Genomic DNA, 9592 nt, shown 5'->3' on the forward strand with positions numbered 1-9592 from the left:
AAAGCTGAGAAAATGGCTAAGAAGTATGATTGTGCCTTTGTGGATAATGAAATGCCTTATGGCAGAGTCCCGCAGGGACATCCGGTGATCGTAGATTATTTCTATCATGAGGAAATCCGTGGGACAGAGAATACCGGAAAAAGAAATCGCTAAATTCAAATTTGAAAAATTGAGAAAACGTAATATTGAACAAAAAAGAAATGCACAGTTCTTAGCTTATCGTGAACTGTGCATTTTTGTAAATAAATACTTTTAATTAGCCGATTACGGCATCCTCTGCTGTAAAATGTTCCAGAGAATTTTCTTTTACCTGAATGCAGATATAAGTAATTCCAGAAATATCGGATGCAAAAAACTGACGCTTTGCAGCAGGTGCGATTTTTAGCCAGTCTCCAGTTGAAAGGCTAATTTCTTCTCCATCAATTATGGCTTTGCCGTTACCTGAAAGAATTCCATAGATTTCTTCATTTTCATTATGAGAATGAACAAATGGGACATTTGCTCCTGCAGGTAGTTCGTTTAAACTGATTTCTGCACCTGTTAAAGACAACTTTTCATGTAGCTCAATTCGGTTTTCCTTTCCAATAGTTGTTTTTGTGTAATTTGCCATAATAATACCTCCATAGTTAATTTGTAGTTTCTGGTTGCTTGGTATTAGTATAGTGTGAGACACATACAAAAACAAGTACGCACCTTTTTGTAACTGTACACTTAAAAATGAATGTGTTACAATAGACTCGGAGGTGAGAATTATGCGAGCAAAAGAAGAATTACCGGAATGCCCAGTTGCAACAGCAGTATCTCTTATCGGAGGAAAATGGAAACTGCTGATTTTGCGTAACTTGAAAGAGCGTCCATGGAGATTCAATGAGCTACAACGAAGTATAGATGGTATTTCACAAAAGGTTTTGACAGATAGTTTAAGACAAATGATGAGTGATGGGCTGGCATATCGCCACGATTACCATGAGCAGCCACCGAGAGTTGAATACGGCTTAACGGAACTCGGAACAAAAATGCTTCCAATTGTTAATTCACTTGCTGACTTTGGTAACTACTATAAATCAATTATTGAACAGAATTAAGGACGTTAGTATTTGAAAAGCTCGAACAATTCCAGTTTGTAGAGGAGAAGAGGGATAATGAAAGATAAAAGTATTTTAATTAGTGAGAGGATTTATTGTTGATTTTCTAAGCAAAACCGCTTATAATTTGAGACGGAATATATTGCTATTATCCACAGTTACAGAGCAAGTGTTATCAATGCCGATAACAAAATGATAACATTAGTCCGTATAGGCAGGATAATATGGATAAATCAAATAATCAAAAGAACTGCAAACACGACAACAAATAATCTCTAAACAAAATTGATTAGTAATTGTCGAGTATGAATAATATTGCGAGAAAAAAAGAGGAAGATGCACATTTGTTATTTTGAGTCATCTCCCTCTTTGATAGTTTAGAGGTGTGGTGAGGCGTAATGAGAAGCCCTGTGTTTGTAACGTGTTTGCAACACCACATTCCAAGAATCCAGTAAAATCAAGCGTTCTCAGTTACCTAAACGATAATCTGGAGCGAAACTTTTTCGAATACAGATGCATATCCAACCCCGGAATCTTTGGTTCCGGGGTTTTTCTAAAAGACATATCTATTATTTCTAATTTCAGAAGAATCTAACAGTTGATCATCAGAGAAATATTACCGCTGATGATTGAAAGAATCCTATTATTAACCAGTGAATTTAAGACAACCGAGACCTGATTTATAAGCCTATGGAATTTGAATGACCCAGACAGGGAAAAGGGAAGAGCAGGTCTACGAATCAACATATGTGCAATGACCTGAACCGGGTAGAATATAGGGCGGGTCTACGAATCAAAGGAGATACAATGGCTCGGATAAGAGTAAATACAGAACAGACCAACGGAAATTGAGTCGAGAAATGACTAACAGGTAAGAAAGTACAGTGAAAGTCCACAAAAATTGTGATTGAGAATGACTATAGCAATAGCAAGTCCATACAAAGTCAACAAAATTCTGGCAAGTTGTATGGCCCGAGGGAGGGCAAGTACTAGACAAGTCAAAGCCTGCTCTGAAATCAGATGATCTGAGGGAGAGCAAGTATCAGACAGGTCAAAGCCGGCGCTGAAATTAGGTGGCCTGAGGGAGAGCAAGTATCAGACAGGTCAAAGCCGGCACTGAAATTAGGTGGCCTGAGGGAGAGCAAGTATCAGACAAGTCAAAGCCGGCTCTGAAATTGAATGACCTAAGGGGAGCAAGTTAACACATACACACAAATTAGATGGTATAAAGATTTACAAGTGTTGAGCCAGTTAAGGTATTTCCTGAAAACATGTGGTTGGAATATCAGCAAGTATTTAGCAAACGGAACAGATGTCAACAAAGAATTTTGATTATAGCACTCCAAAAAAATACTGCACACTCTTGACAACAGGTCTGTGATAGAGTCAAGAGGTGATTATTATGTTACATGATGAAACACGCAAACTACTTATTGAAGCTTGGAATAAAACGCACAATGCAAAAGAAATCGCAGGGTGTTTTTCTGTGAATACCAGTACTGTTTACCGCCTGGAAAAACAAATGTGTGAAACAGGTTCTGTAAAAACAAGGACATCACAGAGAGGGCGTAAACATGCCCTGACACCGGAAGATATCCAAAACATTGACCGGGTGGTTCGGCAGGAACCAGATATCACAATTGATGAAATCATTGATACACTTGGTCTGCATGTTTGTAATGAAACAGTCCGCAAGGCAGTTATTAAACTCGGGTATTCTTACAAGAAAAAATCTCTTCATGCCTCAGAGCAGGAGCGTCCCCGATGTCAGGGAAAAACGCAGAAACTGGAAAAAACATATGTCGGAGAGAGACATAAATCATCTGGTCTTTCTGGACGAAAGCGGAGTAAACATCAATATGACGCGACATTATGCCAGAGCATGGAAAAACCGGAGAGCAGTAGATAAAACTCCACTCAACACGCCCTGCAATACAACCGTTCTTTCTTCCATACGTCTGAATGGAGACTGTGCCTATACAGTCTATCAGGGAGGAACTACTGCAGAGCGGTTTGCAGAATACCTGAAAACAAAGTTGCTGCCGACGCTTTCAGAAGCAGACATTATCGTTATGGATAATATGCGTTCCCATCATGCAAAAGCGGTGAAACAGCTACTGGACAGCTCAAAAGTAACCTATCTGTATTTGCCCCCGTATAGTCCGGATCTGAATCCGATTGAAAAGATGTGGTCAAAACTCAAAGCATTTTTAAGGAAAGAAAAGATACGGATTGCATCGGAATTACCCTCAGCTATTTCAAAAGGATTTTTAACAATTCGTCCAAAGGACTGCATAGGGTGGTTTCATTCGTGTGATTATGTGCAATAATTTAGTGGATTGCTATAGTTGATTTAAATTCTAAGAGTAAATAAATGAGTCATACTGCGAAGAATATTTCTATTAAATGATTCCCAATACCATTCTCTAATGTTCCTAAATCACAAATAAAAGAAAAGGAGATGTAATATATGAATGGTTTAAGACAAAAATTATTAGAGGAAGAAAGGTTTTTAAAAGACATTCTGAACGGGATAGGTGATTCAGAGGAAGAAGTGTTGGAAGGTACTTTACGAATCTCGATGGACAAAAATAAAGTCCGTTACTTTCATCATATTCCAAGTGGAAATGGTAAGAAATATGACACCTATATTCCAAAGACTAACAAAGAACTTCCTGTTCAACTGGCGCAAAATACATATAACAACAAATTGCGCAGCCTGGTAAAGAAACGTCTGGAACAGCTTCGAAGAATATTGAAAGATTATGATGACAATGAAATTGACGTATTATACACGAAAGAACATCCCGAGAGACAGAAGTTGATCAAACCGATACAACCAACATGGGAACAACGTTTAAGCGAGTGGGAAAAGGAAGAATATAAAGGCAAGACATTTGCTGAAAATATTCCAGTCATAACAACAGCAAAGGGAGAACGTGTGCGTTCGAAGTCAGAAAAAATCCTGGCAGATTATTTTTATCATACAGGAATTCCGTATAAATATGAGCATCCAGTAATATTGAAAAGATTTGGAATAGTCTATCCCGACTTTACATTTTTATCTCCAAAGACAGGAGAAGAGATATACTGGGAGCATGATGGAAGAATGGATGATCCTGAGTATGCAAGAAAAGCGATCAAGAAGATTGAAACATACGAAAAAAATGGAATCTTTCCAGGGCAAAGGTTAGTCCTGACATTTGAAACGCTACAGGATGGATTGGACATGAAAATTGTAGAGAAGCTTGCAAGAGAGTATCTACTATAGTATGAAAGATAGAAAGGTATGCCTTTAGTGTTGGCTTATATTACCTTGTAAACAGTTTGGAAAAAATTGATGGCTTAGGTTAATTGAAATTCAGGATAAAGATTACCAGTAGAAAAGTAATGGTAGGATCTACGAATCAATATAGCTGTAATGACTTGCATAAGAGTAAATACAGGGCAGACCAACAGAAACTGAGGCGAGAAATGACCAGCAGATAAGTAAGTACAGTGGAAGTCCACAAAAATTGTGATTGAGGATGACTATAGCAATAGCAAGTCCATACAAAGTCAACAAAATCCCGGTAAGTTATATGGTCTGGTAGAGAGTAAGTAGTAGGTAAGTCAAAACCAGCTCCGAAATCAGATGGTCAGATGGGGAGCAAGTAGTAGACAAGTCAAAACCAGCTCCGAAATCAGATGGTCTGATGGCGAGCAAGTATCAGGCAAGTCAAAGGAGGCTCCGAAAGTAGATAGTCTGATAGGAAGCAGGTACTGTACAAGTCTAAAATGCCCGTAGCTTAGATGGTCTAAAGCTGAGTAAGTCAGTGTCGGGCTTACAGATCCAGACAGGTCTGCATGTGGCTCGATAAAGTGAAAAATATGCCATAGGAAAACGTCAAATTCCCAAAAATACCACTTGACCTCCAGCCAGATTTGCGGTATAGTTCTCTACACTTTGTAAAAAAGGAGCGAGAACTTATGACTTTTTATCAGGAACTGCAGCTGAGTTCTGTGGGCTCGAAGCAGTTGATCAAAAACACCACAGATCCAAAGGAAAAAAGACGACACATTCTGATCTACAATTTCAAGGTATACCTCGTGATGGCATTCTGTGTGGCGGTTGTGTCTTTGTACAGTAAGCTTACCGGCAGTAACAACAGCGTGGTTGGCGTGACCGTTCTTCTGGCGGTGCTGGTGCTCAGACAGGCAGATTTCGGGATACGGACGACACATGGGCTGTTTTGCATTGCAGGGATTTACGGGATTTTGATGGCCGGACCAAGGATCGCGAATTCAGTCTCCGCAGTACCGGCATTTGCCGTGAATATCATTTGTATCATGCTTCTGATGATCCTGGGATGCCACAACGTGATCATGTATAATCATTCTACATTTGTCCTGGGATACCTTCTCCTGCTGGGGTACGATGTGACCGGAGCAGAATACATAAAGAGAGTAGAAGGACTCGCCGTTGGAATGCTGCTCTGCATGTTTATCTTCTATAAGAATCAAAAGAACCGTCCATATAGAAGAACATTCCTGGATCTTTTCCGTGAATTCGACCTGAATTCTGCGCGCGGAAGATGGTATCTCAAACTGACACTTATCGTTTCCAGCGCAATGCTTTTCATGAACCTTCTGGGACTTCCGAGAGCAATGTGGGCAGGAATTGCCTGCATGTCTGTATGTCTTCCATTTACCGAAGACTGCATGGGACGCGCAGGAAAACGAGGAATGTTCAACATTGTAGGATGTGCTTTATTCATCGTATTATACCTGATCCTTCCGAAATCCATGTATCCGTATATCGGCATGATCGGTGGAATTGGCGTAGGCTATTCAGCAGGATATGCCTGGCAGACTGCATTCAATACTTTTGGAGCATTATCCATCGCAGCAGGACTGTTCGGCATGCCGGCAGCAGTAGCACTTCGTATCGGTGCCAACGTATTCGGAGCAGCATATACGATCCTATGTAACAAAGTAATCGACAGACTGTTTGAACGCAAACATATGGAAAAGAGTATCGCATAATTAAATATAGATTGCATCTGCTTTCTGTTCGGAATATAATATTTAATGAAACGAACAGAAAGCAGTTTTTTTATGGAGGGAGGAAAGATTTGAAAAAAGTAAAAAAAACTATAAGTATATTGCTGTGCCTGCTTTTGCTTGGTGGGATTTTGAGCGAAACAGGGATGCAGGGTGGTATCTTGCCTCAGACTGTACAGGCTGCCGGCAGGTATACCGGATGGAAAACTGTTTCCGGGAAGAGATACTATTACCAGAATGGCAGAATGCTGAAAGGCATGTCAAAAATCGGAAATGACTATTATTGTTTTAATTACCAGGGGGTTCAGCTGAAAGGATGGGTGTACACAAAAAATCATTATCGCTATTTCGATAAAAGAAGCGGAAAAATGAGAAGAAACACCACAATTCAGGGAAGAAAGATCAATAGCAATGGAGTATGGGTACCTGTAGTTGTTCTTGATCCGGGACATTCCGGAGTCCAGATGAGTGGATATGAACCATTGGGACCGGGCTCAAGCGAAAGAAAAGCGAAATGCAGTTCCGGCACAGAAGGAGTTGCTACAGGAATTGGAGAATATCAGCTTACATTAAATATAGCCAAAAAACTTCGTACAGCACTGATAGCACAGGGATGTCGTGTGATTATGACCCGAAATGACAACAAAACCAGAATAAGCTGTGCACAGAGAGCAGGAGTTGCAAACAGAGCAAAAGCAGATGCATATTTGAGAATTCATGCAAATGGAGTGGATTATTCATCGGTAAATGGCGCGATGACAATTTGCGTAACCTCCAGGAACCGTTACGTTTCCAGAAGCATGTACAGGAAAAGCTATGCACTTTCAAAAGCAGTGCTGAATTCTTATGTGAAGGCAACCGGATGCAGGAAAGAATATATATGGGAAACAGACAGCATGAGTGGAAATAACTGGAGCAAAGTCCCGACAACACTGATTGAACTTGGATATATGTCGAATCCGTCAGAAGACAGAATGATGCAGCGACCATCCTACCAGCAAAAAATGGTCAAAGGAATGGCTGATGGCATAAAAAAATTTTTTATAAGTTGAGAGGAGAAAATACACGGCATATTTAGGCGAAGAAATCAAGAAACTTGGATTCGGTCTGATGCGTCTTCCGAAGCTGGATGACGACACCATCGATGTAGAACAGACCAAGAACACAGCATGGATCAACTGCAAGACAAGAGAAGATGCGACAGCACAGTTTGAAACATCCCTGAAACAGACAGGAGCAGGATATTTTGACTTTTATCTGCTGCACAATCTCGGCGAGATGAGAACACAGTATTTTGATAACTTTGATCTCTGGAGCTGGGTCCAGGGGAAAAAGGTCCAGGGTCTGATCAAACATGTAGGCTTCTCCTTCCACTCCACACCGGAAGAACTGGAAGCGATCCTGACTGCACACCCTGAGATGGAATTCGTCCAGCTCCAGATCAACTACGCAGACTGGGAAAACCCGGCAGTCCAGTCAAGAGCATGCTATGAGGTTGCACGTAAGCACGGCAAACCGGTCATCATCATGGAACCAGTCAAGGGCGGTATGCTTGCAACCCCGCCGGAAAGCGTAGAAAAGATCCTCAAAGACACAGAACCAGACGCCTCCCCGGCATCCTGGGCAGTTCGTTTTGCGGCAAACCTGGAAGGTGTGATCACAGTACTTTCCGGAATGAGCAACGTAGAACAGATGCAGGACAACCTTTCCTACATGAAGACATTTGACGGACTTTCCGAGAAAGAAAAAGAAACCCTCGACAAAGCGCAGGAAGAATTAAAGAAGATCCCGCTGATCCCATGTACAACCTGCAACTACTGTGCAAAAGTCTGTCCGAAGGAGATCGGAATTTCCGGTTCTTTCACGGCAATGAACTATCTGACTCTGTACGGAAGCAAACCGCAGGCACTCCACCAGGAAAACTGGCTCGTAGGCGGCCACGGCAGAAAATCCGCAACAGAATGTGTCAAATGCGAAGAAGTCTGTCCACAGCACATCAAGATCCGTGATGAACTGGAAAAAGTTGTCGAAGGTCTGCTGAAATAATATCAGTCGTTCACTTTCCAGTTTTCCAGAAGTTTCAGTTCGATCTTCGTTCCATCAGGAAGAGAGAACCAGTGATCGTTGATCGGAGTCACAGGATAAGCTTTGATCTTTTCCATTGTTTCTTCTACAGAATCAACGGCGATAGAAATATGATCATAGCCGTTTTCGGCAGTGATATTGATATTTTCCATCTCGCAGAGCTGGATACCCTCGCGGAACCAGCATTTGCGAGATGGCTTTTCTCCGATTTCTCTCCATATATGCATATCAAATACATCTTCAAAAAATTTCTGGGCGTCTTCGTAGGAACTTGTACGAATCGCGGCATGGTCGATCTTTGCCATAAAAAATCCTCCTTGATTAAGTTAGAGCCCCGACGGGGCTGTTTCTTTTAGGATAATAAGCGGGAATCCTCGGCAATTCAATTACCGAGATGAAAGCGCAGGATTGTGCATATCTGCACATTGAAAAAATATAATGATTCCTCTCCCACCCTGATATTAGTGCCGTAACCGGCATACAAACAATCGAAAATATGTTTGGGGTTTTGCTGCACATTTCCACTCATCATGTTATACTATATGTATGAAAGAAAATCTAATACATTATAGAACTTGTGTGTGTAATATCAACTACCATATGGTATGGTCGGTGAAATACCGGCGGAAAATATTAAACCAAGAAATTGAGGAATATCTTCAGAAACTGGTGCAGCAGATTGCTGAGGATAAGGGTTTTACTGTTCACTTATTTGAATGTGGTGAAGGTGATCATGTCCACTGTTTTGTATCAGCTCCACCAAAGCTGTCCATAACAGCAATTGTCAAGTATCTGAAGGGGATCACCGGCAGAAAACTGTTTGAACGTTTTCCAGAAATAAGAAACCAGCTGTGGAAAGGAGAGCTGTGGAACCATTCCTATTATGTGGAAACAGTCGGATCTGTATCTGAGAAGAATATTCGACGTTATATTGAGCATCAGAGCAAGTCGTATTAATTCAAGGTGGATTATAAATTTCCATCCGTAAGAGTGTATGAAGGAGGAAGAGGAATGCTGCTGTCACATAAAGCATCCATAAAGATCAGTCAGGAATATTCCAATATCATAGGGCATATGTGTTATGCAGCATCCAAACTCTGGAATATCTGCAACTACGAACGGCGTCATTATAAAGAACTGGGACTGGAAAAGTATCCTGACTGGTATTATCAGAAAAAAGCACATAAAGGAAATCTGTGGTATAAACAGCTTCCGTCACAGACAGCACAGGAGACCTGTAAGCAGCTGGATAAGGCGTGGAGATCTTTTTATGTCCTGAAAAAGACTGGAGGGATCAAAGATCCAAATCCGCCCCGTTTTAAACAGGATAATATACCGGTCACATACATGCAGATGGGGATCCGGCATGAGAAAGGTTC

Annotated in this window: 10 protein-coding genes and 2 pseudogenes; 10 read left to right on the plus strand and 2 right to left on the minus strand. The window is 41.1% G+C overall.

Annotated features, from left to right (window positions below):
* Positions 1-153 (plus strand): annotated as a pseudogene (locus tag WMO75_RS17610) (radical SAM mobile pair protein B); the annotation flags it as partial.
* A 103-nt stretch (positions 154-256) separates the two neighbouring features.
* Here the strand turns inward: WMO75_RS17610 and WMO75_RS17615 are convergent.
* Positions 257-610, minus strand: coding sequence for a cupin domain-containing protein (locus WMO75_RS17615; RefSeq protein ID WP_244783658.1), 354 nt, complete (start codon positions 608-610; stop codon positions 257-259).
* A 142-nt stretch (positions 611-752) separates the two neighbouring features.
* Here WMO75_RS17615 and WMO75_RS17620 point away from each other — a divergent pair, with 142 nt between their 5' ends.
* The 7 genes from WMO75_RS17620 to WMO75_RS17650 all read left to right on the plus strand — a co-directional run bounded on the left by WMO75_RS17620 (position 753) and on the right by WMO75_RS17650 (position 8174).
* A complete protein-coding gene (locus WMO75_RS17620) occupies positions 753-1085 on the plus strand; it encodes a winged helix-turn-helix transcriptional regulator (RefSeq protein WP_008373705.1) in 333 nt (110 codons plus the stop codon).
* Positions 1086-2487: 1402 nt separating this feature from the next.
* Entirely contained in the window at positions 2488-2994 is a 507-nt protein-coding gene (locus tag WMO75_RS17625; protein WP_349078627.1) for a COG3415 family protein, read from the plus strand.
* Complete coding sequence (locus tag WMO75_RS17630; RefSeq protein WP_349078628.1) at positions 2885-3415, plus strand: IS630 family transposase; 531 nt, start codon at positions 2885-2887, stop codon at positions 3413-3415. Before WMO75_RS17625 ends, WMO75_RS17630 begins: the two co-directional genes overlap by 110 nt.
* A gap of 140 nt (positions 3416-3555) precedes the next feature.
* Positions 3556-4356, plus strand: coding sequence for a hypothetical protein (locus WMO75_RS17635; RefSeq protein ID WP_022214239.1), 801 nt, complete (start codon positions 3556-3558; stop codon positions 4354-4356).
* A 698-nt stretch (positions 4357-5054) separates the two neighbouring features.
* A complete protein-coding gene (locus WMO75_RS17640) occupies positions 5055-6110 on the plus strand; it encodes an FUSC family protein (protein ID WP_349078630.1) in 1056 nt (351 codons plus the stop codon).
* Between the two features lie 89 nt (positions 6111-6199).
* Positions 6200-7180 carry an N-acetylmuramoyl-L-alanine amidase gene (locus WMO75_RS17645; RefSeq protein ID WP_291580208.1) on the plus strand — a complete coding sequence of 327 codons (981 nt, stop codon included), beginning with the start codon at positions 6200-6202 and terminating at the stop codon, positions 7178-7180.
* A gap of 58 nt (positions 7181-7238) precedes the next feature.
* On the plus strand, positions 7239-8174 hold the full coding sequence (locus tag WMO75_RS17650; RefSeq protein WP_349078632.1) for an aldo/keto reductase: 936 nt from the start codon (positions 7239-7241) through the stop codon (positions 8172-8174).
* Between the two features lie 2 nt (positions 8175-8176).
* On the opposite strand, the gene WMO75_RS17655 is transcribed toward WMO75_RS17650, so the two are convergent.
* Positions 8177-8518, minus strand: a complete 342-nt coding sequence (locus WMO75_RS17655) for a VOC family protein (protein WP_118698009.1) — start codon at positions 8516-8518, stop codon at positions 8177-8179.
* A gap of 241 nt (positions 8519-8759) precedes the next feature.
* On the opposite strand from WMO75_RS17655, the gene tnpA reads away from it, so the two are divergent.
* Positions 8760-9170 carry an IS200/IS605 family transposase gene (gene tnpA, locus WMO75_RS17660; protein ID WP_435378837.1) on the plus strand — a complete coding sequence of 137 codons (411 nt, stop codon included), beginning with the start codon at positions 8760-8762 and terminating at the stop codon, positions 9168-9170.
* A gap of 54 nt (positions 9171-9224) precedes the next feature.
* Positions 9225-9592: pseudogene (locus WMO75_RS17665) on the plus strand (RNA-guided endonuclease InsQ/TnpB family protein); the annotation flags it as partial.

It is taken from the genome of Blautia intestinihominis (assembly GCF_040096655.1).
Taxonomy (GTDB): Bacteria; Bacillota; Clostridia; order Lachnospirales; family Lachnospiraceae; genus Blautia_A; species Blautia_A intestinihominis.

Coding starts and splice junctions, on each gene's coding strand:
- WMO75_RS17635 (WP_022214239.1), top strand. CDS start 3,556: ATGAATGGTTTAAGACAAAAATTATTAGAGGAAGAAAGGTTTTTAAAA.
- WMO75_RS17630 (WP_349078628.1), top strand. CDS start 2,885: ATGTCGGAGAGAGACATAAATCATCTGGTCTTTCTGGACGAAAGCGGA.
- WMO75_RS17650 (WP_349078632.1), top strand. CDS start 7,239: ATGCGTCTTCCGAAGCTGGATGACGACACCATCGATGTAGAACAGACC.
- WMO75_RS17655 (WP_118698009.1), bottom strand. CDS start 8,518: ATGGCAAAGATCGACCATGCCGCGATTCGTACAAGTTCCTACGAAGAC.
- tnpA (WP_435378837.1), top strand. CDS start 8,760: ATGAAAGAAAATCTAATACATTATAGAACTTGTGTGTGTAATATCAAC.
- WMO75_RS17620 (WP_008373705.1), top strand. CDS start 753: ATGCGAGCAAAAGAAGAATTACCGGAATGCCCAGTTGCAACAGCAGTA.
- WMO75_RS17615 (WP_244783658.1), bottom strand. CDS start 610: ATGGCAAATTACACAAAAACAACTATTGGAAAGGAAAACCGAATTGAG.
- WMO75_RS17640 (WP_349078630.1), top strand. CDS start 5,055: ATGACTTTTTATCAGGAACTGCAGCTGAGTTCTGTGGGCTCGAAGCAG.
- WMO75_RS17625 (WP_349078627.1), top strand. CDS start 2,488: ATGTTACATGATGAAACACGCAAACTACTTATTGAAGCTTGGAATAAA.